Origin of the sequence: Marinomonas sp. A3A (assembly GCF_018336955.1) — a bacterium.
GTDB lineage: Bacteria > Pseudomonadota > Gammaproteobacteria > Pseudomonadales > Marinomonadaceae > Marinomonas > Marinomonas lutimaris.
This window is the reverse complement of record NZ_CP025532.1, coordinates 3,256,463-3,283,174: the sequence shown is the minus strand read 5'-3', so window position 1 is coordinate 3,283,174 and position 26,712 is coordinate 3,256,463. Positions and strand designations below refer to the sequence as shown.

Genomic DNA, 26,712 nt, shown 5'->3' with positions numbered 1-26,712 from the left:
TGCCTCCTTATAAGTTCGATTGGATGAATTGTGTCATGGAGTCAACGTCCAAAATTAACGCGACACTTCCATCGCCCATTATGGTCGCACCAGCAATCCCTTCTACTCGACGATAATGTCGTTCTAGGTTTTTAATCACCACTTGTTGTTGACCTAAAAGGGAATCAATCACTAAACCAAATCGTTGTTTTGATGTTTCAACCAGAACAACAATCCCTGTTTCTAAATTCGTTGCTGTGGTATTGCCACCTAATGTTTTTCCAATATCAATAAGAGGCCAGTATTCTTCACGCACCCAAAGTAGTTGCTTTCCTTTTATGCGCTTTATCTGCTCTGCAACAGGCTGAATACTCTCTACAATATTAACTAGAGGAATAATAAATACCTGATCTGAAGCCTCGACAGTCATACCGTCAAGGATGGCTAGTGTCAGTGGTAAGCTAATGGTAAATACTGTGCCAATTCCTGCTGCAGAGGTGATTTCGATACGTCCGCCCAGAGATTCAATGTTGCGGCGTACCACGTCCATTCCAACGCCTCGACCAGATACATCTGTGACTTCTGCAGCGGTGGAAAAACCTGCTTCAAATATGAGCTGCCAAACGTCGCTGTCTGATAACGTTTCTGGTAACGATAGTTCTTTTTCTAGCGCCTTTTCGATGATCCGTTCTCGATTTAAGCCCGCGCCATCGTCGGCTATGGTGATAACAATTTCGCCACCTCTTTGAGCTGCTGAAAGTTTAACGATGCCTGTTTCATCTTTATGAGCTTCCAAACGTTTTGATGGCATTTCAATACCATGATCAACGCTGTTTCTAATTAAATGTAGAAGAGGGTCGGAGATTTTCTCTACTAGATTTTTGTCAATTTCTGTATTTCCGCCTTCAATGACTAGATTTATTTTTTTCTCTAATTTAGTGGATAAATCTCGGACAAGTCTGGGGAAACGGTTAAATACAAATGAAATAGGCAGCATACGTACAGACATAACAGCTTCTTGAATTTCACGGGTGTTTCGCTCAAGTTCAATCAGTGCCGATTGCATTTTATCGGCAATGCTTTCTTGTACTTCGCTGCCGATTAAATTCAGCATGGATTGGGTTATAACAAGCTCGCCGACTAGGTTAACCAGTTTGTCGATTTTATTTGTTTCAACTCGAATGCTGGTGGCTTCCGCTTTTGTGTCGGCTGCTTTTGCCGGTGCTTTTACAGCCGTTTTTTTCTGCGTTGTGGCTTGTTGTGGTGTCGTTGTATTTTCTATAGGTGTGGCTGCTGGTTCAGTCTGAGGATCTTCATTAAAGAACCCATAGCCGATGTTGTCAGTTTCTTCCTTTTGTATCTCATCTCTTTCAACAGGGTTTTGTTGCTCGTCAGCTTCATTTGAGGTATCGATGTTTTCGTCAAAAAAACCAAAGCCAACATTTTCGTCATCGGCTGGCGCTTTTTCGCTATTAAGATCATCATCAAAAAAGCCAAAACCTAGGTCTTCTTGTTCTTCGCTTTTATCATCGTCTTCGTCAAAAAAGCCAAAACCTGGATCTTCTTGTTCTTCGCTTTCATCATCGTCTTCGTCAAAAAAGCCGAACCCTTGATCTTCTTCCTCTTCTAAAAGGGCATCGATTTGTTCACCTGCCCCTGCGATTGCTTGTAATGTGGCTCCTAGCCTTTCTTTACTTGCTTCAATGATTTCCCAGTCGATTTCACTTTCTTCACGATAGCAGCTAAGAATATTTTTAAGCACATCGGTTGTTTCAAGTAGAACTGTGATGAGATCCGTTGTTAATATCAGCTCATTATTTCTCGCAGAGTCCAACATGTTTTCCATAACATGCGTTAACCCTGTCAAAGCTTTGAAACCAAAAATATCGCTACCACCTTTAATGGAGTGGGCGGCACGGAAAACACTATTTAACTCTTCCATATCGGGTGCATCGATATCGTAGGCAAGCAATAGTGTTTCCATTGTTTCGAGGTGTTCTTGTGCCTCCTCGAAAAAAACCTCATTGTATTGACTTAAATTATCCATACTGTCTCTCAATGAATTCGCAAAATGAGGTTCTTAACGAAGCACTTTCGCAACGACTTCGAGTAGCTTTTTAGGGTCAAATGGCTTGACCATCCACCCAGTAGCTCCTGCAGCCTTGCCTTTCTGTTTCATTGTGTCCCCAGCTTCGGTTGTTAGGACAATAAGAGGAACCCGAGCATAACTAGGCATCGCGCGCAGTGATTTGATCAAGGTAAGACCGTCCATATTGGGCATGTTTTGATCCGTGAGTACGAAATCAAACATTTCAGTCTTACAAAGGCCTAATGCAGCTTGGCCATCATTGGCTGTTTTTACAGCATATCCAGCCCCTTTTAGGGTCATTTCTACCATCTGGCGAACAGAAGGGGAGTCATCTACGACAAGTAGTTTTTTGCTCATAATTCATCCTAGTATCGTAAGGTTGCGAGTGTTGTGTTGGTGTTTTGGTCATAGACAAGGCTATTGCATAAGGTATTTACAATACTTAAGCCTCGACCATGCGCTTGAGTGTCTGGTTGGATCGTTTCAGTTTTTATCTGATAACCATTACCAGAATCAGAGACAGTCAAGAGCAATGATTTCTCAAATTGATTCCAGCTAAGTGCTACGGTAATTCTTTGGCTATCATTAAGCTTTTTAATGGCCGCATTCCTATCATCAAGATAAGAAATAAAATCGGATTTTTTCAAATTGGATTGGATGTTTAAAATTCCGTGATCGACTGAATTAACAATTAATTCAGTCGATACGGTAAATACACGTTGGCAAAACGACGGAGAAAAGCCATAGCTCTCGAGTAGCTCTATCATTTTTAAGGTAAAACTGTCGTTTAGTAGTGCATCTCCAAATAGTTCAAAATTGAATGCAAAGTTGCCTTTGGGGAATGGTTTTTCGACAGGGCTGCTAGATAGCTCATTCCTTAAAATACCTAAATCTAGGCAGCATAAAGTCATATCATCGTGGTTACTCATTGGACTTACATCCATAGCCCGCATGCGAGTAATTGTATATTCTGTTTCGGTGGGGCATTCAGCAATAAGAGCATAAGCGTCTTCAAAACAAAGTGTTTTATTATTATTGCATTTGTTTTCAATTAGTCCGTCGCTAAAAAATGAAATAAATCCAATATTTTCAATGGGGTATGTATCGAATTTAGTACTGATGTCGTTAGTTGGTAAAATACCTATCGCCATGTTTTTTGCTGGAACTTTATCTATCAATTGTTTGTTGTTATCGAAGATAAGTACATTAGGCATTCCGCCATTCCAGATACTGATGGTATTTTTTGACAGACATATTTCTATTAAAATACAGGCAAAAAAACGGTTACTTGGGACTGTTTGTGAGTGTTTATCGCTTAATTCTCGCAATATAGCACCTGGTGATAATCCCTTTGCTACCATGGCGTTAAAAGTCACGACCATAGGGTAAATAGTAATAGCTGCGGCCATACCATGCCCCGTTGCATCCCCCAACATGATAATCAAATTGCCATTTGGGGATTGTGCTGATATCAGAATATCTCCACAGAATCTTCCGCTAGAAAGCGTTGCGACATTTACCCCTTCGATAGAATGAGAGTGCGTGTGTAAAATATGATCGTAGACAAAAAAAGCCAGCGCTTCTTCTTGCTCTTTTTCTTGCATAATACTTAAGTAGTTTTCGTTTGCTCTAAAAAGAGCGAGCTCTACTTCTGACCAATCAAGAAAGCTTTGTACTTTATTCGATAACAGCAGTGGAAGAATGGGTTTTTGAATAAAGTCTTTTACACCAGCGTCAAACAATCGTGCCATGTGAGCACTATCGTATTCTGCTGTTATCATCAGAATCGGCGCCATTGGATAGAGTTGACGAATTTGTGGAATTAATTCATCTGACATTCCATCTGGTAGATGAACATCTAGTAAGAAAAGTTTTATAGAGTCATCAGCAAAACACTGACGAACTTCTTCAAGTGTCGATGCTAATACCACCTCAATCCCTTTATTTTGAAGTGCCTTAGACACAATTAAGCGTGTTGAAGCGTTATCTTCTAATAAAAGAACTTTACTTATCTTATTCATAGCTAAATAACTTCTCAAAATTAGCCATGTCAAGAATATCTTTTGCTGTTCCATTTACATTTCGAATGGTGCCTTGACCTGAAGTGGCACTTATCTGACGGTGCAGAAGAACCATCATTCCTAGGGCGGAAGAATCCACATAGGCGACACGAGAAAAATCTAATACGATTTTTTTTGTTTTGGTTAATGCTTCTTCATAGGCTTTGGTGAACCACCCATGGGTACTAAAATCAAATCTTTCAGGCATATTAATCACTATGAATTCTGACATGCGAACCTCTCGTCCTTATTTAAAATAAATCAATGTCGCCGCTTTCAATATTTTGTTGTGAAACAGGGTTATGTTTTTGTTGGCTACGTTGTTTTATTATTTCTAATTTATCCCTTAATACGTGCTCTATATTGTCCGAAGATTCATCGTTCACAGAGCTCAACTGTTCGCCCATAAAGCCCAACACTTCAATGGTATACGTGATGTTTTGTCCGTTGATATCGTCAAACTGTAGCGCTCTGGTGGCATCGAATATGGCTGATTCTAAAGCCTTGGCAAGATTCTCCAGTTCTAATGTAATGCCTGCATCGTCTTCCGCTTTTTTAACAATGTGCTGCAAGGCGCTGTTCATGGTTTTTTTAGATTCCATTATGTAAGTCACATCATGGGCGGCTAATCGCTCCATTGATTTTGTTAAGCTAGAGACTTGGTCTTGGATCTTTTTGAGACGGGATTGGATGGCAATACTAAAACCAGAAGATCGATTGGATAGTGAGCGAACCTCATCTGCAACAACAGCAAAGCCACGTCCTGCTTCACCCGCTCTGGCGGCTTCAATAGCTGCATTGAGTGCTAGAAGGTTGGTTTGATCGGCAATGTCATCAATATCTTTTAAGGCTTTTGCAATTTCAGGCATTTCATCATGGATTTCATTGACCTTTGAGAGTAGCTCCATAGATGAGGCTGACATTTCAATTGTACTTTCGATGAACTTGTCTAAGGTGGTTGCAGTCTGTGCTGCAAAGTCACGCATGACTTCGCTGTAATATTTATTGTCATCACTATCTGTTTCAACTAAGTGATTAATACAGCCGGCTTGTTGCTCAATCAATGAATTTGTTTCTATAAAGGCATTATTAAGTAGCTCTACTGCACTTTTTTGTGTGGCAAGTACATTGTTAAGGTCTTCACCACATACATTTAATAAAGGCACTAGGTCTCTGCTAAACAATGCTTCAGGAATCGATACATGATCCGCTTGAGAAGAATGAATAGCGGCAGCTACCTTGGCTTCTTCTGGGGTATCAGCTTTATTTTTTGGTGACTTAGATAAAAGAATTGGGATAAAACCAAATACTGCAAGAACCGCAATCGCCTCCCACATTAAAGATTCATATACCAGAATTCCAGCTACTACTAATGCAAAACAATGACAAAGAAGAAATCGCAACATGTTTATCCTTAAGCTGTTTGTACCATTCAACAAAATAAGTGTAGTCAATAAAATAAAATATTTTCAAAAATGACGAATAAATTTTATAAGTCATTTTAAGCAGTATATTAATAATGATTTTCTTGTATATGTCCCTTTGCAAATAGATACAAAACACCATGAAACGTGACAAAGCATTGATACAAAAATACATTTTAGGAATGTCGTTAAAGGATTTAAAAATGGCGATATTGATGAAATTAATGAAAATATGAAGTGATAGAGACATTAATTTATGAGGCTTATAAAGGTGGGATGAAAGAGGCGATAACTGTGGTGCACTGTAGGTTTTTTGGGACATAAGACATTTCTTTTTTAAATGCTTACTATATGCTGGGGACAGCGGATTGATGTTTACTTTTGCTCTGTGTGCTGTATTTTTCTAACCTAATTCATTGTTGTTAGGAATGCTTATGTCCGCTTTATTTCATTACGCCTTTCACGTTACTTCTTTAGACGAAACGCGCCTTTTTTATACGCAAGTTTTAGGTTGCATTGAAGGCCGCAGCACTGAGACTTGGGTGGATTTTGATTTCTACGGGCATCAACTGTCTCTTCATTTAGGTGTGCCAAGTCCAACGACAAATACGGGTAGAGTCGGTGATCATCTTGTTCCTATGCCACACTTTGGGTTGATTTTACCGTTAGAGGAATGGCAGAAGTTGGCAAAGCGTCTAACTGAAGCGAATGTGGCGTTTGATCTTGCTCCAAGTGTTCGCTTTGAAGGCTTGCCTGGGGAGCAATGGACAATGTTTTTTAAAGATCCAAGTGGAAATGCTATTGAGTTAAAAGGCTTTAAAGACTTGGCTCAGGTGTATGAAAAATGATCCCTTTTATTAGTCGCGCTGATTTGTCAGAACAAAATATTTGGATTAAGCATTTATCGGCGGCAATGCCAAATGAAATGATCGTACTTTTTGCCGATTTAACTCCAGAGCAAAAGCTGCAATGTGAGATTGCTATTGTCGCCAATCCAGACCCTGATCATTTATTAGAGCTACCTTCATTAAAGTGGGTTCATAGTGTATGGGCAGGTGTTGAACGTATGATCAATGAACTGTCGTCACCACCTTTTTCAATTGTGCGTTTAGTTGATTCCAATTTGGCCCAGACTATGTCTGAAGCAGTCTTAGCTTGGACGCTTTACCTTCATCGAGATATGCCAACATATGCCAAGCAGCAGTCAAAAAAATCTTGGATTCAACAACCCATGGTGCGTGCTCAAGATCGCCGAATCGGTGTACTTGGATTAGGGGAGCTAGGTGCCGTTAGTGCGCAGCGTTTAGTCGCTAACGGTTTTTCCGTTGCGGGATGGAGTCGAAACCCCAAGCAGGTTGCAGGAGTTGAGTGTTTTTATGGCGAGGAAGGGCTCATCCCATTGTTGCGACAAAGTGATATACTCGTTTGTCTTTTGCCCTTGACGATAGAAACTAAGGGCTTGCTCAATGATCAAAATCTGTCATGTTTACCAATAGGAGCAAGCTTAATTAATTTTGCTCGTGGTCTCATTATTGATGATGAAGCTTTGTTAACGAAACTTGAACAAGGGGCTTTGTCCCACGCTGTGTTGGATGTCTTTATGCAAGAGCCGTTGCCTATAAATCACTCATTTTGGCAGCATGATTCTATCACTGTATTGCCACATATCTCTGCGCCAACACACCCTGTAAGTGCCAGCGAAATTGTCGCTGAAAATATTAAACAGTATCGACTGACGGGTAATATTCCGCCAGCTGTTGATCCGGTTCGTGGTTATTAGTGGAATAATATCTAATAAGTCTAAAAATGGAGTCTTAAATGCCGCATTGTATCGTTGAATATAGCCAAAATTTAGAACAAGAAGTGCCCCCAGTAGACTTACTTGAGGCGGTTAAGGGTGCCTGTATTGCATCGACACTGTTTACTGAAGAAGACATCAAATTACGTAGTTTCCCCTATAAGAGCTTTTTAACCGCTGGAAAAGAAGATGCTTTCGTTCATGTCATTCTAAGAATGCTTTCTGGTCGAACAATGGAGCAGAGAAAGCAACTTTCTCATTTAGTTCTAGAAGCTTTAACACAGTTTTCATTAAAGGATGTTAGTTTCTCGGTGGAAGTCTGTGAAATGGAACGCGATACCTACGCTAAAAAGGTTGTTCTATCCCAATAATAATGGTGATTTTGATCGCCCAAAAAGGTCTTTAAATAATGAAAGCCATTATGTGCTCAATGATATTTCTTCCGAGTTTGCTTTGGGCTCAGGCAGATCTACCCGAACTGGATAAGGCGTTAACGACCGAGTCGGATAGTGCGATAGTTTCTGAAAATACCGAACTAAACGGTTCAGAACGGGAAAACTTAGAGTCTAACAGCGAGGCATCTGCGGATGATGGTTTAGACGAGCCTTACGCTCCTGAGGAGCCAGAAGTTCCTGAATCTATCTCTAAGCGGGCAAGAGATGCGAATGGTTTGTTTCAACAAAGGGAGAATAGAGAAACCAATACCGCAAATAATCCGTTTGTTTTAACGCCTCATAAGCCAAATTATTTCTTACCTTTTTCCTATACCTCTAATCCGAATGACCGTGCTTTTTTAGGTGATCAAGCGGCAGATTCGGATGAGTTGGAAAGCGTAGAATTTAAGTTTCAACTGAGCGTGAAGTTTCCTGTTGCCTACGATGTGGTAGGACGAGATAGTAGTTTATGGTTTGCCTATACTCAGCAAGCTTACTGGCAGGCTTACAACAGCACAATTTCCTCACCTTTTCGTGATACCAATCATGAGCCTGAAGTCTTTGTCGTGACCAAACCTAAAAAAGGCCTTTTAGGGATTAAGCCGAACTACGTGACGTATGGCTTCAATCATCAATCTAATGGTCAATCAGGGGATTTATCTCGTTCTTGGAACCGTTTTTATGTGGATTTCATGTTTGAACATGGCGACACAGCTTTTTCTATTAAGCCGTGGTATCGAATTCCTGAAAGCTCAAAAGTGGATGATAACCCGAATATAGAGAACTATTACGGCTATGGTGAGTTTAATGTGATACATGTCATTGATGACTACACCATTGATGTGATGCTGAGAAATAACTTTAAGTCGTCTGATAACAGGGGCGCGATTCAAGTTGGTTTTACTTTTCCTTTATGGGGGAAAACGCGCGGCTATGTTCAATACTTTAATGGTTATGGGCAATCTTTGTTGGACTACAATCATCAAACTCAATCTCTTGGTGTGGGGATAATGCTGACTAACTGGCTATAGTTAGCTTAGCAATAGACTTTGAATAAGCTGAGATGACATGTTTCTAAATGCCTCGTTATGTCGAGGTATTTTTTTGCCTGAAAGTTGTGGTTTAGGTATGTCACTAAGTTGTCATACTAATGCCACAGAACGGACATTTTACTGGTCTATGTTGGTAGTAAGACAAAACCAGTGAGGTGATAAGGATGAACATACTTCAGAATATCCACGCAGTTGATGTACAAACTTTTTCTTGGTGTATGGCGCGCAAGCACAGAGCGACATTAACTCGTATCGGGCGAGCCGTTTCATTTTCAGCGGATGGCCCGCTTTACGCGTTATTAGCATTGTTATTTTGGTTCGCTGGTGAGGCAACACTAACGTTGGTATTGATATTGGGTTTTTTAGTCGAGCGTGTTGTGTACTTTGCATTGAAGCGCGGTTTTAAACGCAATCGTCCAGCCGATGCGTTGGATGATTTTAATAGTTTTATTATTCCTTCAGATCAATTCTCTTTTCCGTCAGGTCACACATCAGGGGCTTTTTTTGTGGCCTTTTGTCTATCTGAGTGGTTTCCCAGCTTGAATGTCATGTTGTATTTCTGGGCGGCAAATGTCGGCTTATCACGTATTTTTCTAGGTGTGCATTTTCCAACAGATACCGTGATTGGAGCTTTATTAGGTACTGCTTGCGCAGCGATGGCAATAGGTATTTTGGTATGAAAATATTGTACGGTGTTCAAGGGACGGGGAATGGTCATATTACTCGAGCGCGAGCCATGGCGGCAGAAATGCATGCCGCTGGCGTAGAAGTAGATTTTGTTTTTTCTGGTCGTAAGCCAGAGGACTACTTTGATATGGCGGTATTTGGCAATTACCGAACTTTTCAAGGTTTGAGTTTTGTCGCTCGAAATGGTCAGCTAGACTTATATGCCACTTGTAAGAGCGCCAATTTTTTTAAGTTGTATCGAGATATTCGTTCGATAGATACCCGTGGCTATGATTTGGTCATCACTGATTTTGAGCCTATCGTTGCTTGGGCTGCTAAACGTCAAGGCGTGCCTTGTGTTGGGTTTGGCCATCAATATGCGTTCAAATATGATATTCCACGCTACAAGAAAAACTTTATTGCGCAGTGGGTAATGTCAAATTTTGCGCCTGCAGCAATCCAATTAGGAGCTCATTGGCATCATTTTGGTTATCCCATTTTGCCGCCACTTATTCATGCGCAGCAAATGAAAAACATGCCCGATCCTGAGCACGTTTTAGTCTATTTACCTTTTGAGAACAGTGAAGCTGTTTTGGATTGGCTAGATGGCGTGCCGGATTATCGCTTCCGTCTTCATTGCAAAGACATTGAACCTGGTGTCTACGGCAATGTAGAAGTTTTTGCTTTTGGTCGGGAAGTGTTTCAAAAGAACTTAAGTGAATGTGAATCTGTACTTTGTAATGCTGGATTTGAACTAAATTCCGAAGCCTTACAGCTTGGTCGTCGTATTCTGGCAAAGCCGCTTAAAGGACAAATAGAGCAACATTCTAACGCCATCGCCCTAGACTTTTTAGACGTTGCGAAAACAACAGATGTATTAAATTCGCAAGTTATTCAAGAGTGGCTAGAAACCAGTAGAGTAGTGCAGATATCGTATCCTAATGTCGCTCGTTCTGTTGTTGCTTGGTTGCAATCTAGTAATGATATTAGCGTGTCTGATTTGTGTGAGTCTTTATGGCGACAAACACCGAATGTTCGCGGTATTGATTTTAAATACAATAACCAAACGCTAATTCATAATACCAAGAGAGTAAAAAGCGTTACGGCCTAAACTAGTAGGCCGTAACTTAGTGTAAATGTCTCTTGTTAATTGTTAAGCGCTCAAGGTTTTTTGGAAAAAGCTGATAGTGCGTTCCCATGCAAGTTCAGCATTTTTCTCTTGGTAGCGAGCCGTCGAATCATTGTGGAAGCCATGGTTCGCTTGAGGATACACGTAGGCTGTGTAATCGACTTTATTTGCCTTAAGTGCTGCCTCATAATCTGGCCAAGTATCGTTTACTCGTTTATCTAGTTCAGCAAAATGCAGCTGCAACGGTGCTTTGATTTTGTCTATGTTGGACTTGGCTGGAGTGCCATAGTAAGGTGCACCAGCATGGATTGTATCTGGCATGGCGGCGGCTAAGGCATTGGTCAAATAACCGCCGTAGCAAAAACCTACCATACCGACTTTTCCTGTACTCAATTCATGCTTCTTCAGCAGAGTTGCCGCATCCATGAAATCACCTTCGATTTTATTTCCGTCTAAGGTCTTTTGCATTTCTCGTCCCTTGTCATCATTGCCAGGGTAGCCACCTAAAGGGAAAAGAGCATCAGGAGCAAAGGCGATGAATCCAACTTTTGCTAAACGTCGTGCAACATCTTCTATGTACGGGTTGAGACCACGGTTTTCGTGAGCAACCAGCACCGCTGGCGCTTTATTGTCGGCATTGACATTTTTAGGAATAACTAGGTAGCCGCGAGCCTTGCCATGGCCATTTGGTGAATCGTATTCCACATAGCTAGCAGTAATATCAGGGTCATTAAAAGATACTTGCTCAGCTAACGCGTAGTTGGGGGTGAGTGCTCCTGCGACGACGGAAAGGGTCAGTCCCGTTACGCTAAGCGTACCAAGGCGAGATAAAAATGTACGGCGGTCTATGTCACCATGAGCATATTCGTCATACCAATCGAAAGCTTCCTGAGGAATGCTACCGCTTGGTAAGGATTTATTGGTCGGTCTTTCTGTTGGTAAAGTCATCGCAATTCCTTCTTTATTTTGAGAGTGAAATTCAGCAACGCATTTTTTAGAACTTTGGAATGAAAAGTGGTTCAATAGATACGCATAAAAAAATATTTTAGATGATCTCGATTGATCTTTTTTTTAATAGCCAACGTATTTAAGGTTAGCCGAAGAATTTAACATTGGCAGAAACAAAGTATAGATGCTGAATCGATAGTATTTTTTCATGTGGTTAATGATGATAACTCAGTAGGAACGGATACTAATGACGCGTAAAATGCCAATTATTATTACCGGCGGAGGGCAGCGCTTAGGCCTTGCCTGTGCTAAAGCATTAGTTGCTCAAGGATATGAAGTAATTATTACTTATCGCAGAGCTCGAGCAGATATTGCCATTTTAGAAGAGCAAGGAATTTCTTGTATTCAAGCAGACTTTTCATCCAGCTCTGGAGTAGATGAATTTATTGCTAAAATACAAAGTCGATATTCTGCACTTGGGGGTATCATTCATAATGCCTCTGAATGGGAAGCAGAAGAGAGCTGTTTGGATACGGCGTTATTAATGGAAAAAATGTGGCAAGTCCACGTATTTGCGCCTTATCGTATAAATCTGGCCTTCGAAGCATTATTATATGCAGGTTCTGAGCAAGAGGGGCAAGCAGACATTATCCATATGACGGATTATGTAGCAGAAAAAGGCAGTGACAAACACATTGCTTATGCGGCAAGTAAAGCAGGTTTAGCAAATCTAACTTGCTCGTTTGCCAAACGATTTGCACCTCGAATTAAAGTGAATGCGATAGCGCCATCACTTTTGATGTTTAACAGTGGCGATGACTCAGAATATCGTAACAAAGCATTGAATAAATCCTTGCTGCGCAAGGAGCCAGGGGAGCAAGAAGGTGTGCTAGCGATACAGTACATATTAGACAGTCGCTACATGACAGGTCGAACCTTGTCACTTGATGGAGGCCGGCATTTGGTTTAACTCGCCAAATGGGACTTCTTTTTTTGAACGCCTCCATGTCATGAGACAGGGTTAAGTAACTTAGGACAAACATATGAAAGCTAACACTGCTGAACAAACCAATTTAAATAGCCTTGCGTTATCGGATTCGGCGATAAAAGTACGCGATGCTCTTATCAACAGTGGTCTTGAAACCCCAATGATTGATAACGGTTTGACGAGTGAAGAAAAATACCAGCGTATTAAAAATGCATTTGAAGATGTGGTAACAACACTTGGCTTAGATTTGACCGATGATAGTTTGGCAGAAACACCACATCGTATTGCCAAAATGTATGTGAAAGAAATTTTCTCTGGTTTAGATTACGCACAATTTCCTAAAATCACCGTTATTGAAAACAAGATGAAAGTGGATGAAATGGTGAAGGTAAGTGACATCAGCTTTACCAGTACTTGTGAACATCATTTTGTGACCATTGATGGTTTGGCGAAAGTTGCATATTTGCCTAAAAACAAGATTATCGGTTTGTCTAAAATCAACCGTATCGTTCGTTTCTTTGCACAACGTCCGCAGGTGCAGGAGCGTCTAACTCAGCAGATTCTAGTCACCTTGCAAACCTTGCTTGAAACCGACAACGTAGCAGTGAGCATTAGTGCCGTGCATTATTGCGTAAAAGCTCGAGGTGTTATGGACGCGAGTTCGTCAACTCAGACTACAGCACTAGGTGGGTTGTTTAAACGCAGCGACAAAACGCGTAGTGAATTCCTTGCTAGATAAGAGCCTTGCTAGATAAGAGCAGCCTAGATAAAGGCCTGAAAGATAAGGGCTGACTAAACAAGTGCTGGTAAGCTAAAAATACAGTTCGAATGATTTCAATAAAAAGAGTCTATCCACATAGGCTCTTTTTTTATGGATTGAATTAAGGCAAAGTGTCTCAGCATATAGCATTATTTGGCTTTAGGATTTTTGATATGACGAATAAAAAGAAGGCAGTGTGGTTTCCGGCGAAAAAGAATGGCTGGGGTTGGGGTAGGCCAAATACATGGCAAGGATGGACTGTTTTAGCCTTGTACCTGCTGACAGTTGTCATCATTAGTATCGTAAATGATCCCAAAGCTGAGCTGCTTAAATGGGCTGTGTCTGTCGTTATTAGTACGCTTATTTTGATTGCTTGTTATTACTGGAAAGGTGAAGCGCCAAACTGGAAATGGAAGACTATTGAAAAAGATAAGCGTAAGTGGCGTTAAGAGACCTTTCCACGATTACTGCGCTTGCCAATACTTTGTTAAAAATAGACTCAAAATGCTCATTTATAACCCATAAACTCCGCTTTTTCGTCTATTTTTGCCTCATCTTGGCTTCGCTCGTGACTTCGTGCAAAGGTTTCATTAAGTTATTTTAAAGATTTAATTTGCCCAGTGAATGAGTTCAAATAATCTTTATTTGAACAAGGATATTTCATGCGCACATCTGGCGTGTTGTTGTTTATTGCTTATTTAGGCTTCATTAGTTTGGGCTTACCTGACGCCGCACATGGAATTAATTGGCCATTTGTTCGGACTGAATTTGGCGTTCCTACCGGTTGGCTGGGTTTGATTATTGCCGCTGGTGGTGTGGGCTATCTAATGTCGAGCTTTTCAGTCGGCTATTTAATGACTCGTTTTGGCGTAGGTTGGTTGCTAATCGTCAGTAGCTTGCTGGTGAGTTGTGGTCTATTCGGTTTCTATTTTAGCGCCTCTTTCATTATTTTCGCCTTGTTCTCGATTGTCATAGGTATGGGGTCAGGCGCTATTGATGCTGGCCTTAATGCCTACGCGGCAGAGCATTTTTCTACTCGACATATGAACTGGTTGCACGCGGCATTCGGTGTAGGCGCAACCGCAGGTCCTATTATTGTTACAACGGTTTTGGTAAGTTTTTCTCAAAATTGGCGGTTGGGTTATGCCGCTCTCGCAAGTATATTATTTATAATGGCGATGGTGTTTGTATTTAGTCGACATCTTTGGGAAAGCGATAAACATGCGCCTAAAAAAGCCGACGTTCAAGTTGATGAAACTCCAGCGATTACCCAACTGCAGGCGTTGAAACACCCGGTTATTCGTTTTCAAATTGTATTTTTCTTCTTATACGCGGGTGTTGAAGTTGGTGTTGGGCAATGGGCTTTTACAGTGATGACGGAATCCCGTGGCATTTCCTTAGCCAGCGCAGGAATGTGGGTGGCGATCTATTGGGGAGCCTTGGCATTTGGTCGTGCTATTTTCGGATTCTTGGTGGAGCGCTTTTCTGTTGATCAATTGTTGCGCCTTTGCTTGGCAGGGATCGCGTTAGGTGCATTCTCGTTTACCATCAGTGTGACGCCTTATGCGAGTTATTTTGGGCTGGCACTAATGGGCTTTTGCGCGGCACCGATTTTCCCATGTATGATTTCGCAAACAGCGGCGCGGGTCGGCAAAAGGTATTCTGTGCATGCAATTGGTTTCCAAATGAGTGCAGCAGTATGTGGTGCTATGACCTTGCCATTTGTAAGTGGTTTGATCGGCGGACACTTTGGACTGACCTTATTAACGATCAGCTTCCTGTTTTATGCGGCGCTACTTTTGGGTTTATTTCATATTATTTTAAGGCGTGCAGCCTGATCTAATATTAGGTTCTAACAGAGCAAACTAAGCTAATCATTTTCTTTATCTAATGTGTGACGCTTTAACAAGCTTGGGAACAAATACATCCAAAGACCCACTACTGCAATGGTTCCAACTCCGCCGATAACAATAGCTGGGACCACGCCGAACCAAGCGGCTGTTACTCCAGATTCAAATTCCCCTAATTGGTTTGAACTGCCAATAAAAACCGAATTGGCAGCACTGACTCTGCCACGCATTTCATCTGGTGTTTCTAACTGTACAAGGGTAGAGCGAATAACCACGCTGATCATGTCAGACGAGCCTAATAAAACCAAGGCTAGCATCGACAGAATAAGGTTTTCAGATAAACCAAACAGAATGGTCGCAACACCAAAAATAGCCACGGCGGCAAACATGATTTTGCCAACGCTGTGGGTTAGCGGGCGACGAGCTAAATACACAGACATGAGTAAGGCGCCAAGTGCAGGAGCGCAGCGTAATAAGCCTAATCCCCATGGACCTGTATGAAGAATATCTTTGGCAACAATCGGTAAAAGAGCCGTAGCGCCACCTAATAAAACCGCGAACATATCCAATGATACCGAGCCTAAGATGACTTTGTTTCCGCGGATAAAAGAGAGTCCACCAAAGAGGTGTTCAATGCTGATTGGCGATTTAGTTTTGACCGTAAAGTTGTAGTGTAAAAAGAACATAATAACGCACGAAATTAAGAAACAACTCATGCTCGATAAGTAGAGTGTTGTTGGTCCTAAAAGATAAATTAAGCCACCAAGGGCAGGGCCTGCGATAACGGATATTTCTCGTGCCGAGGCAATCGCACTGACAGCTCTAGATAACAATTCGCTAGGAATAAGATTGGGTAAAATTGCCTGATTTGCTGGCATTTCGAAGGCTCTTGCTGTGCCTAGAAGTGCTGCGCAGACATAAATCATTTCAGCTGAAATAGTTGATGACATATTTCCATAGGCAAGAATGCCGACTGTCATGGCCATGGTAAATCGGGTGCAAACACAAATTAGCCGGCGGTTGTAGCGATCTGCGACGTGACCTACCACCAAGGTTAATAACAATTGCGGGAGAAACTGGCAAAGTCCCACTAAACCTAGTGCCATTGGACTGTTGGTGAGATCGTACATTTGCCAGCCAATACCAACGCTGAGCATTTGAAAAGCAAAAGAAGAGGCTATTTGCCCAATCCAATAATGGACAAAATTAGGGTGTTTAAAAAGAGGTTGCATGATTTCCTTTCTTTTTCATTGCTGAAACAGTCATTAGCGCATTTATTGGTGCGTTAATTTTTGGAATTCAGCCATTTTTAACGAGAGTTAGTGAGAAGGCACATTGATTATGAAAAAGATTTTACGCGCTTTTTTATTCTAGGTGCAAAAGGAAAACCTAGTCTTTTCTGATTATTTTTAGATAGTCGTTATTTTCATCTTAAATACTTGGTTTTGTTCATAATGCCCAGAAAACAACATCAAAATATGATAATTTATTGCTCAGTTTATCAGGATGATAAATAGCCCCTTTATGAACGCAAGCTTGCTTCGGCAAATTTGTTTAAGTAAATCTGCTTTATCGGCAGCTTGAGCTGCTGGTTTATTTCTAAGGACATGCATTGATTAATTCTGAACTCTATTCTTCCCTTCATGAGCGTTTGTCCCGTTGGTTACTGTTATCTTGTTTGATGACGGTTGGAATTGGACAATCTTTTATTTTTACCTCTTTGCCACCAATTGGTCGTGAAATTGGTTTAGCTGATGTTCGAATCAGTACGCTTATTACCGTAGGCGCAGCTACGTTTGTTGTCGCTGCTTTTTTATGGGGAGGTATTATTAACCGGATTGGCCGCGTACGTTCGGTGATTATTGGCATGAGTAGTTATGCCATGACTATTGGGCTGACAGGCTTTGTGCTGCAAGAAGCCTTGGCGAAGCATTTATCAGCAGAGCAAACTTATTATTTAGTATTTACTTTGCGCATTGTTTTTTCGCTTGGGATTGCTGGCGTTTTACCTTCTGTGCAGACCTATTTAATCGCTCACACCGACGTGAAACATCGTAGTTCTACCATTGCTATGATTGGTGCGTCTTTTAGTATTGGCATGATTCTGGGGCCGGCGTTTGCGTCTTTATTGAGTAGTTTAGGACTGACAGCGCCTTTCTACATCATTGCTTTTTTAGCGGGTAGCATTGCTTTGCTTGTGGTGTTTTTTGTAAAAGATAGCAAGCATGTGCGTCAATTTGTGAAACCACCAGCGATAAATTGGTTTACTCAACCGGTGATGCCATTTTTGTTTATGTCTTCTTTGTCTATCTTGTCGATGACTGGCGTGCAGCAAATTATGAGCTTTTTGATTCAAGATAGGTTTCAACTTGATGTGGCTCAAACGACACATCAGTTAGGATTTGCCATGATGACCATGTCTTGTTTTAGCATTCTTGTGCAGATGATATTGGTGCCACGCTTCCAGCTTGGTGTCGTGACTTTGATTTTCTCTGGCGTTGGTGTTGGCGTGCTGGCTCAACTGGCGTTTATTTTTTTGGATTCCTACGCTGGTGTTTTGTTTGCTATGGCATTGTTTGGTGCAGGTTTTGGTTTTATATTTCCGGGGATTGTGACGGCGCAAACTTTACTTGTAAAAGACGATCAACAAAGTCGATTGGCGAGTATGAATGCTTCTATGCAAGGGCTTGGAGCCGCATTGGGCCCTGTGATTCTGGCTTCTTTATATCAGCTAGGTCAATTGGTGCCTTTTTTGGGGCTGATGTTTAGTCTGATATTTATGTTGGGGGTCTTCATGTACTGTAAATCCAAATTGAGACATATTTTTTAATCTTATCTCCTGTTATGAATTGAGCTTAGTTTGAGTGACTTGACGAGGCGATATACCGAAATGTTGATGGAAACGTCGACTAAAGTGACTCAGGCTTAAATACCCTAATTCATAACTCACTTCTGTTACTGAACATTTTTCTTGTAAGCGCTGATAGGCGCGGCTCATACGACGTTGATGTTGATATTCTAGCGGAGTGCAACCGAGTTGGCGTTTAAAGCTTTCGTAGAAACGGCTGCGGCTCATGCAGGCCATCTTGGCCAGTTGATTGATATCTAACGGCTGGGCGATATTTTGTTCTATCCATTGAATGACACTGGTTAGGCCACTGGCATCGGGTGAATGTTGGGTGAATCGTAGTAGTGCGTCTCGACCATGATGTCGGATTATTCGAGTGACCAATTCACTAACACCAAAGTCGACGAGCAAGTCTCTGTCTGGGTCATTGCGAAGAAAATCGCTGGTCAGCCTATCGATGACCTGTTGGGTTGCTTGGGTGTGCAAGGTATGCAAATGTTGGTTCGGATCCAGCGTGACGCCAGAAGGCAATGACTCCACCATAATGTCATTCATTCGATCACAAATTTGCGCGACCCGTTCTTGTGAAATAGCGATGGTGAGGCAGGTGGTTGGGTTATGAAATTGAGCTTCGGGGAAATCAATAAAGACTTCTTCTTGTGGCGCTAAGATAAAAGACTCATGAGGAAGAAAAGGGATGTTGTCATGCTTTTTGGTATGCATGACCTTTGCGCCTGTTACCATTCCACAATAAAGCAATGAGTCGGCTTTTAAGCTGACTTTTTGTGCTTGTTCATAGGTATCATAAATGCTGAGCTCGGAGTGTGGCCCAGCAAAACACACACGGTTTTCGACCAACTGAATTGGCGCGCGTTTATGTTGCTGTAATGTTTTTTCTGTCGAGATAGAACGACTCATTAACACACCTCTTTTGTCTTAATATTTTTATTTTAATAGCGTGGCGTGGTGAATTTTCTTTCACTCATCATCGCTCTTGCTTACTCATGGGTCAATACAAAAGCAGAACAGAAATGGATAGCTAGACAAGTTTCATGGACTCACAGGCAAGTTTTCTTCTCGCTTTCTTCCTACTCTTATTGCCATGGTTAAAACAAAGATTAAAAACCTGATATAAAAACAACAAAAATGGAGACATTGTATGATATACGCACAACCTGGTACTAACGGTAGTCTTATTACATTTGAAGCCCAGTACGGTAATTTTATCGGCGGTGAATGGGTCGCTCCGGTAAAAGGTCAATACTTCGATAATATTAGCCCTGTAAACGGCGAAGTATTTTGTCGAATTCCTCGCTCTACCGAAGAAGATATCAACCTTGCCCTAGATGCGGCGCACGCTGCACGCGTGGCTTGGGGTAAAACATCAGTTACTAATCGTTCCAACATACTATTGAAAATTGCGGATCGTATCGAGCAAAATCTAGAAGCACTGGCTGTTGCCGAAACATGGGACAATGGTAAAGCAGTTCGTGAAACCTTAAATGCCGATATTCCTTTAGCCGCCGATCACTTTCGTTACTTTGCTGGCTGTTTACGCGCACAAGAAGGCAGTACGGCTGAACTTGATGAGCATACTGTGGCGTATCATTTTCACGAGCCACTAGGTGTTGTCGGTCAAATCATTCCTTGGAACTTCCCAATCTTGATGGCAGCCTGGAAACTCGCTCCAGCGATTGCGGCGGGTAACTGTGTGGTTCTAAAACCAGCAGAGCAAACACCAGCGTCTATTCTTGAGCTGGTTAAAGTGATTCAAGATTTGTTGCCACCTGGCGTACTGAATATCGTCAATGGCTACGGTAAAGAAGCGGGCGAAGCGCTGGCAACCAGCAAGCGTATTGCTAAAATTGCCTTTACAGGATCGACGCCAGTTGGCTCGCATATTTTGAAATGCGCCGCTGAAAATATCATCCCTTCTACGGTTGAGTTAGGCGGTAAATCGCCTAATATCTACTTTGCTGATGTCATGCAGCAGGAAGAAGCCTTTATCAGTAAATGTGTTGAAGGTTTGGTGTTGGCTTTCTTTAACCAAGGTGAGGTTTGTACCTGTCCATCTCGCGCACTGATTCATGAATCTATTTATGACGAATTTATGGAATTGGTTATTGAACGTACTAAAACCATTAAGCGTGGTAATCCATTGGATACCGATGTGCAAGTGGGCGCTCAGGCATCCAAACAGCAATTTGATAAAATAATGAGCTACATGGACATTGGTAAAGCTGAGGGCGCTGAGCTACTAATTGGCGGCGGGATTGAATCGGTAGATGGCTTAGAGAAAGGCTTTTATGTTCAGCCAACCTTGTTCAAAGGATCTAATGAAATGCGTATCTTCCAAGAAGAGATTTTTGGCCCAGTGGTCAGCGTGACAACCTTTAAAGATGAAGCTGAAGCTTTGTCGATAGCCAACGACAGTGAGTTTGGTTTAGGTGCTGGAGTTTGGACAAGAGATACCAATCTTGCTTATCGTATGGGACGTAACTTAGAAGCTGGTCGTGTGTGGATGAACTGCTATCACCAGTATCCAGCCCACTCCGCTTTTGGTGGTTATAAGAAGTCCGGTGTTGGCCGTGAAACGCATAAGATTGCTTTAGAGCATTATCAACAAACTAAAAATATGTTGGTTAGCTATGATGTGAACCCACTTGGTTTTTTCTAATTGAGCTAAAAGAGCTTATCAATTCATCTCGTTAATAAGGAAAACCAAAAGGGTACAGCCTTTTGGTTTTTGCTCTCTTCGTTGATCTTCGGTTTCTTTAGTACTCGTGTAATTGTCTTTAAACGCCAATAAATTGACTCTTTGTTGAGCTTGTAATTTATATGTTCAAAAAACGCTGTTTCCAATTGGAAACTTTATCTCATAAGTGATAATTTCTTTTGCCATTGATCTCGTGTTTTGTATTTTAATCGTCGTACAGAAATTATCTGTCGGTAGAGGGAAAGGCTATGGCAATCAGTTTATTTGACCTTTTTAAAGTGGGGATTGGTCCTTCAAGTTCTCATACAGTTGGTCCTATGGTGGCGGCAAATCAATTCGCTCACCAGTTACAAGATCGAGAGCTACTATCAAAAGTCGGTCGTTTAAAAATTGATTTGTATGGTTCGCTTGGTGCCACCGGAAAAGGTCATGGCACGGGGACGGCCGTTCTAATGGGACTTGAGGGCGAATTGCCGGATGTTATTGATCCTAGTCGTGTTAATGAACGAGTTGATCAAATCACGGCTTCTTCGCAGCTGAATTTACTGTCAAAACAGCTTATTACTATCAACGTTGCAACAGACTTAATTTATCACCGTGTTGATCGTTTAGATTTTCATGCTAACGGCATGGTGCTGGTTGCTTTTGATGCAGTAGGTCAAGTTATTCATCAGGCGACCTTTTACTCGGTCGGTGGTGGTTTTATTGTGCAGGAAGATGAACACGGTAATGTGGCATTGGTTGAAGATGCGACTGAACTTCCTCATGTTTTCCATAGTGCAGAAGATTTGATTCGACTTTGTCACGAGCAAGACAAAAGCATTGCCCAGATTATGATGGAAAATGAGACACATTGGCGAACTGAAGAAGAAGTTAGGCAAGGAATTCTGTCTATTTGGTCTGTCATGAAAAACTGTGTTCAACAAGGTATTCGTAACGAAGGTATTCTACCTGGTGGCTTAAAAGTTAAACGAAGAGCCGCTAGTTTATACAGAGATCTAACCAGTAAAACGCGAATGGACATGATTACACCTTCTTTGGGCGCTATGGACTGGGTCAATCTTTATGCTCTGGCAGTAAATGAAGAAAATGCGGGAGGAGGGCGTGTTGTGACAGCACCAACCAATGGAGCCGCTGGCATCATCCCTGCGGTATTGCATTATTACTGGGAATTTTGTCCTCGTTCTAGTGAAGAAGGGGTAATTACCTTTTTCCTAACCGCGGCAGCTATTGGCTTTTTGTTTAAAGAAAATGCGTCTATCTCTGGAGCTGAGGTGGGTTGTCAGGGGGAAGTCGGATCAGCTTGTGCAATGGCTGCTGCTGGTTTAGCTGCTGCGACAGGCGGCTCTCCTGAGCAAATAGAAAATGCAGCAGAAATTGGCATGGAGCATAATTTAGGCCTTACGTGTGATCCAATTGGCGGTCTGGTTCAAGTGCCTTGTATCGAGCGAAATGCCATGGCGTCAATGAAAGCCATTAACTCTGCGAGTATGGCACTTCGAGGGGATGGAACACATTATGTTTCTCTAGATAAAGTTATTCGTACCATGCGAGATACAGGAAGAGACATGAATGATAAGTACAAAGAAACCTCACGCGGTGGGCTCGCTGTTAATGTGATTGAGTGTTAGCCGATTAGTAATATTACATTTGTAACAAAACAGTCATATTTCTGTAGTATCTTTTCATCTAGTGCCTTTTAAGGCACTTTTTTTTATCCTTTTTCGAGTTGTTGCTAACAATATTTTTAGGGGTTTTTATCTGAAGACTCCCAGTGTAGAATGACGCCGAATTTGCATTTTACATAAATGTGACGGGATGAATTGAGAGCCAAATTTATTTTTGATGCTAGGATAAGCATGTCGTTGATGGTTTTGGTTTAGTCTGAATTATTAGCGGTTTGGCATAGATTAATTATAGAAAGAAGAGCCCGTATGGATCTTACAAATAACCCGAAAGAAGAATCCACCTTACTGAGTGGTCATGAGTTTGTTCGTGTATTGATTGCCTTGGCGTTTGTTTTGGCGTCCGGTTTTTATGCTTCAGCTAATGGCGTTGGGGTTTCTAATTTATCTATTTTAGCCATCGCAGCAGCAATTGGTGCTTATATGGCCGTAAACATTGGTGCTAACGATGTGGCCAATAACGTTGGCCCAGCGGTAGGATCTAAAGCTTTATCTATGACTGGGGCTATTTTGATCGCCGCCGTTTTTGAAGCTGCAGGTGCTTTGATTGCTGGTGGTACAGTTGTTGGCACTATTAAAAATGGCATTATCAACCCTAATTCAATTGGCGACGCTGAAACTTTCATTTGGGTGATGATGGCTGCTTTATTGGCGGGCGCAATTTGGCTAAATTTGGCGACGTACCTTGGTGCTCCAGTATCGACAACCCACTCTATTGTTGGTGGCGTGCTTGGTGCTGGTATCGCTGCTGGTGGTTGGGACATCGCGAATTGGGATAAATTGATTGCGATTGTCGCTAGCTGGGTAATTTCCCCTGTAATGGGTGGTGTGATCGCAGCGTTATTCTTAATGTACATCAAGCGTTCTATCACCTATAAAAATGATATGATCGATGCGGCTAAAAAAGTTGTGCCTTTATTGGTTGGCTTGATGGTTTGGGCGTTTTCGACCTATCTTATTCTTAAAGGGCTCAAGCACCTTTGGAAACTGGATTTCATTACGGCTGCGATGATTGCTTTTGCAATTGCGCTAACGGTTTACTTTCTTGTACGTCCGATGGTCGATAAAGCCGCATTAGCATTGAAAAATGATAAAGATGCTGTGAATAGCTTATTTACACTTCCTCTTATTGTATCTGCAGCATTGTTAAGTTTTGCTCATGGTGCGAACGATGTTGCCAATGCAATTGGGCCACTTGCAGCAATCAACGATGCTTTATTGACGGGGGCGGTTTCTAGCAAAGCATCAATTCCTATTTGGATCATGATGGTTGGTGGTATTGGTATCGCTGTTGGTCTTGCTTTGTTTGGTCCTAAGCTTATTAAAACGGTTGGGTCTGAAATCACTGAGTTAGATAAAACGCGAGCTTTTTGTGTTGCCATGGCTGCTGCAATTACGGTAATTGTCGCTTCTCAGCTTGGTTTACCAGTTAGTTCGACGCACATTGCGGTAGGTGGTATCTTCGGTGTTGGTTTCTTACGTGAGTATTTGAAGCAATCTTATGAGAAAAAGCTAGCGTCTATTATTTCTCATTCAGAATCTGCAGGTCATAACGGTCAACAAACGCAAGAGTTTGTTAAGCGTTTCAAGTTGGCGGATGTTGAAGAAAAACGAGCAATTCTAAAAGAATTGAAACTTGCAAAAGCGTCATCACCTATTTCTTCCGAAGAGCGTAAGAGCTTGAAGAAGGCAACTAAGAAAGAGTTAGTGAAACGCTCCGCTCTATTACGTATTGCTGCAGCTTGGGTCATTACTGTTCCTGCGTCTGCATTGCTGTCGGCGATTATTTTTTACATGTTGCTTGGCTTTTCAGTCTCTCGATAAGATATTCCAAGATAAAACAAAAAAGATCAGGTTCTCTGGTCTTTTTTTGTTTTCATCCCATCGTCTGTGTTATATAAAAGTAAGCTATTGGCTAGTTTTTAAATAATGTCGTAATTCAGGTAACTATTAATAAATGAAATCAAGTATCTTGATCTTAGTTGCCATTAGTTCTTTGGTTTTATTGTGCTTGCTTCCTTCTTTTTTAAAGTGGAGAAAACAGCAAAAAGAATTAAAAGCAAAACTACTTTCTCGATTATCTAATCGAAGTGAGCGCTTGCTCTATTCTTTAGAAATGATTTCTGATCGCTACTTAGCGAGAGACAGCAAAGTCTTTATTATAGAATACTTGATCTCTGTTATAGCTCAGCTCATCAGGGCGAACCATCAGTCAAATTTTGTTTCAAAGCAGGCTGATTTAGTTAGAATGTTGACAGAATTAAAGTTAGGACAGCAAGTTGCCGTTAAAGACCGTGTTGCAACTCAAGAGCAGTTAGACCAAACACACAATGCACTTCAGTATTTGCTTCAGGGAATTAGAAATATGCCTGAAAGTTATGGTGCGGGTCGAGTTACAATAAGGCATCATATTGTACTAATAAGATATGCGCACGCATTAGCGCATCGGGACTTGTTGGTGCGGCAAGCGAGACAGGATTTAGATAATGACAAAAAGAACCGAGCGCTAGAAAAATATCGTCTTGCGTTATCGGTTATGGAAAAAAATGGATCAGTGAGTAGCTCGAAAAGAGAGGTGGTACGCCTACAGAATATGATACAGGATGTTGAAAACGTTTTATTTTCAAAGAAAAGTAAAGCGGAGCTTAAATTGAAGTAAGTTGACGAATTTCCGTGTACTAATCTTTAGAAGATTAATATGTGCTATACGTTGATAAACATTACTAAGGTAAACTACGTATCATATGACAGCCGTTACCATTACTGTACTTTTGCTAGTTATCGGTGGATTTATTGCCTTTGCAATTTTTCTACAGCTAAAAGAGCAGGCTCGATTGGAAAAGTTGCGTAAAGTGGCAACACTTAATAACCAAGTGCGCCAGGTACGTCGTTATCTTGATGAAATGCCTCCCCAGTATCAGCCTAAAGATATGAAAATGTGGTTATTTTCTAGGATGATTGCTATATACGATCAACTTATAGAATTACAGCCTGATCCAACCTTGACTCGTCGTCGCGGCCACTTGGCAGAAGAAATGGCCGAGTTTCAAACTAATAAGCAGAAAAGGCGCGCTAAGCCGATGAACGATGAGCTTCTTATCATAGAGATAAAGCGCCTGTTTGAATCCTTTAAATCATTTTTGATTTTATCTCAGAAAGAAAAAACCATCGATCCAGATGTTGTCCATCGATACAGTAAGTTATTAAATTTTTATCACTACAAAGTTAATTCTGATTATCACGCGTACCTTGCCCGTAAGGCATTCTTGAGTGGTCAAATGGACACTGCCGTAGAGATGTATAAAGAGGCTTTGTCACAATTAACGCCTATCAAAGAGTCTGTTGAAGCTCAACCAACCATTCTTAAACTCAAAGACCTGCTAAAAGAAATTGAAGATGATCTTGCCTTGCAGAAAGCAGAAGAAGAGATAACTAAAAATATTAATAACGAAGAGGAAGGTGAGCTGGATGACGAGTGGAGTAAATTTATTGAGGACTCTTCTTTTAAAGAGAAAAAACGCTTTTAGTTTTCCCGTCATTTATAACTTAAGATCACATTAAATTTTATAATTCATCTGCATTTTAATGCTTGCTACTTGTGTTAAGTCATGAGAGTTTTGTCTCGTAAGTTAATACATGTTAGATAAGGATCTCTTGTGAATTTAGCACTGCTCTCTGCCTTTATACCGACCTTCTTTTTTGTCTCTATTACGCCAGGCATGTGTATGACATTAGCCATGACATTGGGGATGACTATTGGTGTTAGACGCGCTCTTTGGATGATGTTGGGTGAGTTAGTTGGTGTTGCAACCGTGGCGATTTTATCGGCTATTGGGGTTGCCGCGTTACTATTGAATTATCCTAGTGTATTCATGGTGTTGAAATACATAGGCGGTGCTTATCTTGCCTTCGTTGGTGTTCAGATGTGGCTGTCTAAAGGTAAGATGGCAATTAAAGCGGATGCTGCAGACGCCAAGCCAGCATCGCGTTTGGATTTAATCTCACAAGGTTTTGTAACAGCAATTGCTAACCCTAAAGGTTGGGCATTTTTTGTTGCTTTATTACCTCCTTTTTTAGATGCAAGCCGTCCATTGACGAGTCAATTGACTGTATTGATAGCAATTATTTTAACACTTGAACTTACTTGCTTGCTTATTTATGCCGCAGGAGGAAGAACGCTGAAATCTATCTTGATGCAAAGTGGCAATGTACGCATTATGAATCGTATTGCTGGCTCTCTAATGATTGGTGTTGGCGCTTGGCTTGCTATTGGCTGATTGTTAATT

At 41.4% G+C, this 26,712-nt stretch carries 25 protein-coding genes; 17 read left to right on the top strand and 8 right to left on the bottom strand.

Translation table 11 applies throughout. The annotated features are described in order from the left end of the window. Positions 1 to 7 precede the first annotated feature (7 nt). Genes CYL31_RS15325 through CYL31_RS20855 form a run of 5 tightly spaced genes read right to left on the bottom strand, consistent with a single transcriptional unit; the run spans position 8 to position 5,534 of the window. Positions 8 to 2,026, bottom strand: a complete 2,019-nt coding sequence (locus tag CYL31_RS15325; protein ID WP_212916049.1) for a chemotaxis protein CheA — start codon at positions 2,024 to 2,026, stop codon at positions 8 to 10. A 33-nt stretch (positions 2,027 to 2,059) separates the two neighbouring features. Continuing rightward, a complete protein-coding gene (locus tag CYL31_RS15320) occupies positions 2,060 to 2,425 on the bottom strand; it encodes a response regulator (protein ID WP_212916048.1) in 366 nt (121 codons plus the stop codon). 8 nt (positions 2,426 to 2,433) lie between these two features. Further along, the gene (locus CYL31_RS15315) at positions 2,434 to 4,143 is read right to left on the bottom strand and encodes a SpoIIE family protein phosphatase (protein WP_212916047.1); all 1,710 of its coding nucleotides are present in this window, start codon (positions 4,141 to 4,143) and stop codon (positions 2,434 to 2,436) included. Then, positions 4,082 to 4,360, bottom strand: a complete 279-nt coding sequence (locus CYL31_RS15310; protein ID WP_212916046.1) for an STAS domain-containing protein — start codon at positions 4,358 to 4,360, stop codon at positions 4,082 to 4,084. Before CYL31_RS15310 ends, CYL31_RS15315 begins: the two co-directional genes overlap by 62 nt. Before the next feature lie 19 nt (positions 4,361 to 4,379). Beyond that, positions 4,380 to 5,534 (bottom strand): methyl-accepting chemotaxis protein, encoded by a 1,155-nt coding sequence (locus tag CYL31_RS20855; RefSeq protein ID WP_212916045.1) that lies wholly within the window; start codon positions 5,532 to 5,534, stop codon positions 4,380 to 4,382. 452 nt (positions 5,535 to 5,986) lie between these two features. Here CYL31_RS20855 and CYL31_RS15300 point away from each other — a divergent pair, with 452 nt between their 5' ends. The 6 genes from CYL31_RS15300 (at position 5,987) to CYL31_RS15275 (ending at position 10,613) form a co-directional block, all read left to right on the top strand. Further along, positions 5,987 to 6,400, top strand: a complete 414-nt coding sequence (locus CYL31_RS15300) for a VOC family protein (RefSeq protein ID WP_212916044.1) — start codon at positions 5,987 to 5,989, stop codon at positions 6,398 to 6,400. Continuing rightward, a complete protein-coding gene (locus CYL31_RS15295) occupies positions 6,397 to 7,332 on the top strand; it encodes a 2-hydroxyacid dehydrogenase (protein WP_212916043.1) in 936 nt (311 codons plus the stop codon). The genes CYL31_RS15300 and CYL31_RS15295 overlap by 4 nt, the downstream gene beginning before the upstream one ends. Before the next feature lie 38 nt (positions 7,333 to 7,370). After that, a complete protein-coding gene (locus CYL31_RS15290; protein WP_212916042.1) occupies positions 7,371 to 7,721 on the top strand; it encodes a 5-carboxymethyl-2-hydroxymuconate Delta-isomerase in 351 nt (116 codons plus the stop codon). Between the two features lie 38 nt (positions 7,722 to 7,759). Next, entirely contained in the window at positions 7,760 to 8,815 is a 1,056-nt protein-coding gene (locus tag CYL31_RS15285) for a phospholipase A (protein WP_212916041.1), read from the top strand. Positions 8,816 to 9,000: 185 nt separating this feature from the next. Beyond that, the gene (locus tag CYL31_RS15280; RefSeq protein ID WP_212916040.1) at positions 9,001 to 9,516 is read left to right on the top strand and encodes a phosphatase PAP2 family protein; all 516 of its coding nucleotides are present in this window, start codon (positions 9,001 to 9,003) and stop codon (positions 9,514 to 9,516) included. Beyond that, positions 9,513 to 10,613 (top strand): MJ1255/VC2487 family glycosyltransferase, encoded by a 1,101-nt coding sequence (locus tag CYL31_RS15275; RefSeq protein WP_212916039.1) that lies wholly within the window; start codon positions 9,513 to 9,515, stop codon positions 10,611 to 10,613. The genes CYL31_RS15280 and CYL31_RS15275 overlap by 4 nt, the downstream gene beginning before the upstream one ends. 42 nt (positions 10,614 to 10,655) lie before the next feature. Here the strand turns inward: CYL31_RS15275 and CYL31_RS15270 are convergent, their stop codons facing one another. Next, positions 10,656 to 11,579, bottom strand: coding sequence for a dienelactone hydrolase family protein (locus tag CYL31_RS15270; protein WP_212916038.1), 924 nt, complete (start codon positions 11,577 to 11,579; stop codon positions 10,656 to 10,658). A gap of 247 nt (positions 11,580 to 11,826) precedes the next feature. On the opposite strand from CYL31_RS15270, the gene folM reads away from it, so the two are divergent. From folM to CYL31_RS15250, 4 genes are all read left to right on the top strand, one after another. Further along, positions 11,827 to 12,549: a dihydromonapterin reductase gene (folM, locus tag CYL31_RS15265; protein WP_212916037.1), complete on the top strand. Its 723-nt coding sequence runs from the start codon at positions 11,827 to 11,829 to the stop codon at positions 12,547 to 12,549. Between the two features lie 73 nt (positions 12,550 to 12,622). Further along, the gene (folE, locus tag CYL31_RS15260; protein ID WP_212916036.1) at positions 12,623 to 13,306 is read left to right on the top strand and encodes a GTP cyclohydrolase I FolE; all 684 of its coding nucleotides are present in this window, start codon (positions 12,623 to 12,625) and stop codon (positions 13,304 to 13,306) included. Between the two features lie 194 nt (positions 13,307 to 13,500). Further along, on the top strand, positions 13,501 to 13,776 hold the full coding sequence (locus CYL31_RS15255) for a hypothetical protein (protein WP_212916035.1): 276 nt from the start codon (positions 13,501 to 13,503) through the stop codon (positions 13,774 to 13,776). Between the two features lie 213 nt (positions 13,777 to 13,989). Then, positions 13,990 to 15,165, top strand: coding sequence for an MFS transporter (locus CYL31_RS15250; RefSeq protein ID WP_212916034.1), 1,176 nt, complete (start codon positions 13,990 to 13,992; stop codon positions 15,163 to 15,165). 32 nt (positions 15,166 to 15,197) lie between these two features. Here CYL31_RS15250 and CYL31_RS15245 read toward each other — a convergent pair whose 3' ends face one another. Further along, on the bottom strand, positions 15,198 to 16,409 hold the full coding sequence (locus tag CYL31_RS15245; RefSeq protein ID WP_212916033.1) for an MFS transporter: 1,212 nt from the start codon (positions 16,407 to 16,409) through the stop codon (positions 15,198 to 15,200). Between the two features lie 380 nt (positions 16,410 to 16,789). On the opposite strand from CYL31_RS15245, the gene CYL31_RS15240 reads away from it, so the two are divergent. Then, on the top strand, positions 16,790 to 18,007 hold the full coding sequence (locus CYL31_RS15240; protein WP_212916032.1) for an MFS transporter: 1,218 nt from the start codon (positions 16,790 to 16,792) through the stop codon (positions 18,005 to 18,007). Between the two features lie 12 nt (positions 18,008 to 18,019). Here CYL31_RS15240 and CYL31_RS15235 read toward each other — a convergent pair whose 3' ends face one another. Then, on the bottom strand, positions 18,020 to 18,943 hold the full coding sequence (locus CYL31_RS15235) for an AraC family transcriptional regulator (RefSeq protein ID WP_212916031.1): 924 nt from the start codon (positions 18,941 to 18,943) through the stop codon (positions 18,020 to 18,022). 241 nt (positions 18,944 to 19,184) lie between these two features. Between CYL31_RS15235 and exaC the strand changes: the two genes are divergently transcribed. From exaC to CYL31_RS15205, 6 genes are all read left to right on the top strand, one after another. Beyond that, a complete protein-coding gene (exaC, locus tag CYL31_RS15230) occupies positions 19,185 to 20,702 on the top strand; it encodes an acetaldehyde dehydrogenase ExaC (RefSeq protein ID WP_212916030.1) in 1,518 nt (505 codons plus the stop codon). 287 nt (positions 20,703 to 20,989) lie between these two features. After that, positions 20,990 to 22,372 (top strand): L-serine ammonia-lyase, encoded by a 1,383-nt coding sequence (locus CYL31_RS15225; protein ID WP_212916029.1) that lies wholly within the window; start codon positions 20,990 to 20,992, stop codon positions 22,370 to 22,372. A 303-nt stretch (positions 22,373 to 22,675) separates the two neighbouring features. Beyond that, positions 22,676 to 24,250 (top strand): inorganic phosphate transporter, encoded by a 1,575-nt coding sequence (locus tag CYL31_RS15220; protein WP_212916028.1) that lies wholly within the window; start codon positions 22,676 to 22,678, stop codon positions 24,248 to 24,250. A 133-nt stretch (positions 24,251 to 24,383) separates the two neighbouring features. Then, positions 24,384 to 25,085: a hypothetical protein gene (locus tag CYL31_RS15215; RefSeq protein ID WP_212916027.1), complete on the top strand. Its 702-nt coding sequence runs from the start codon at positions 24,384 to 24,386 to the stop codon at positions 25,083 to 25,085. 85 nt (positions 25,086 to 25,170) lie between these two features. Continuing rightward, on the top strand, positions 25,171 to 25,953 hold the full coding sequence (locus CYL31_RS15210; RefSeq protein WP_212916026.1) for a hypothetical protein: 783 nt from the start codon (positions 25,171 to 25,173) through the stop codon (positions 25,951 to 25,953). A 129-nt stretch (positions 25,954 to 26,082) separates the two neighbouring features. Further along, the gene (locus CYL31_RS15205; RefSeq protein WP_212916025.1) at positions 26,083 to 26,703 is read left to right on the top strand and encodes a LysE family translocator; all 621 of its coding nucleotides are present in this window, start codon (positions 26,083 to 26,085) and stop codon (positions 26,701 to 26,703) included. Positions 26,704 to 26,712 lie beyond the last annotated feature (9 nt).

Bases quoted from the DNA above. Each gene is read 5' to 3' on its own strand.
- CYL31_RS15280 (WP_212916040.1), top strand. From the start codon at position 9,001: ATGAACATACTTCAGAATATCCACGCAGTTGATGTACAAACTTTTTCT.
- CYL31_RS15210 (WP_212916026.1), top strand. From the start codon at position 25,171: ATGACAGCCGTTACCATTACTGTACTTTTGCTAGTTATCGGTGGATTT.
- CYL31_RS15270 (WP_212916038.1), bottom strand. From the start codon at position 11,579: ATGACTTTACCAACAGAAAGACCGACCAATAAATCCTTACCAAGCGGT.
- CYL31_RS15215 (WP_212916027.1), top strand. From the start codon at position 24,384: ATGAAATCAAGTATCTTGATCTTAGTTGCCATTAGTTCTTTGGTTTTA.
- exaC (WP_212916030.1), top strand. From the start codon at position 19,185: ATGATATACGCACAACCTGGTACTAACGGTAGTCTTATTACATTTGAA.
- CYL31_RS15245 (WP_212916033.1), bottom strand. From the start codon at position 16,409: ATGCAACCTCTTTTTAAACACCCTAATTTTGTCCATTATTGGATTGGG.
- CYL31_RS15235 (WP_212916031.1), bottom strand. From the start codon at position 18,943: ATGAGTCGTTCTATCTCGACAGAAAAAACATTACAGCAACATAAACGC.
- CYL31_RS15300 (WP_212916044.1), top strand. From the start codon at position 5,987: ATGTCCGCTTTATTTCATTACGCCTTTCACGTTACTTCTTTAGACGAA.
- folE (WP_212916036.1), top strand. From the start codon at position 12,623: ATGAAAGCTAACACTGCTGAACAAACCAATTTAAATAGCCTTGCGTTA.
- folM (WP_212916037.1), top strand. From the start codon at position 11,827: ATGACGCGTAAAATGCCAATTATTATTACCGGCGGAGGGCAGCGCTTA.
- CYL31_RS15220 (WP_212916028.1), top strand. From the start codon at position 22,676: ATGGATCTTACAAATAACCCGAAAGAAGAATCCACCTTACTGAGTGGT.
- CYL31_RS15310 (WP_212916046.1), bottom strand. From the start codon at position 4,360: ATGTCAGAATTCATAGTGATTAATATGCCTGAAAGATTTGATTTTAGT.
- CYL31_RS20855 (WP_212916045.1), bottom strand. From the start codon at position 5,534: ATGTTGCGATTTCTTCTTTGTCATTGTTTTGCATTAGTAGTAGCTGGA.
- CYL31_RS15295 (WP_212916043.1), top strand. From the start codon at position 6,397: ATGATCCCTTTTATTAGTCGCGCTGATTTGTCAGAACAAAATATTTGG.
- CYL31_RS15290 (WP_212916042.1), top strand. From the start codon at position 7,371: ATGCCGCATTGTATCGTTGAATATAGCCAAAATTTAGAACAAGAAGTG.
- CYL31_RS15315 (WP_212916047.1), bottom strand. From the start codon at position 4,143: ATGGAACAGCAAAAGATATTCTTGACATGGCTAATTTTGAGAAGTTAT.
- CYL31_RS15275 (WP_212916039.1), top strand. From the start codon at position 9,513: ATGAAAATATTGTACGGTGTTCAAGGGACGGGGAATGGTCATATTACT.
- CYL31_RS15320 (WP_212916048.1), bottom strand. From the start codon at position 2,425: ATGAGCAAAAAACTACTTGTCGTAGATGACTCCCCTTCTGTTCGCCAG.
- CYL31_RS15285 (WP_212916041.1), top strand. From the start codon at position 7,760: ATGAAAGCCATTATGTGCTCAATGATATTTCTTCCGAGTTTGCTTTGG.
- CYL31_RS15225 (WP_212916029.1), top strand. From the start codon at position 20,990: ATGGCAATCAGTTTATTTGACCTTTTTAAAGTGGGGATTGGTCCTTCA.
- CYL31_RS15325 (WP_212916049.1), bottom strand. From the start codon at position 2,026: ATGGATAATTTAAGTCAATACAATGAGGTTTTTTTCGAGGAGGCACAA.
- CYL31_RS15250 (WP_212916034.1), top strand. From the start codon at position 13,990: ATGCGCACATCTGGCGTGTTGTTGTTTATTGCTTATTTAGGCTTCATT.
- CYL31_RS15255 (WP_212916035.1), top strand. From the start codon at position 13,501: ATGACGAATAAAAAGAAGGCAGTGTGGTTTCCGGCGAAAAAGAATGGC.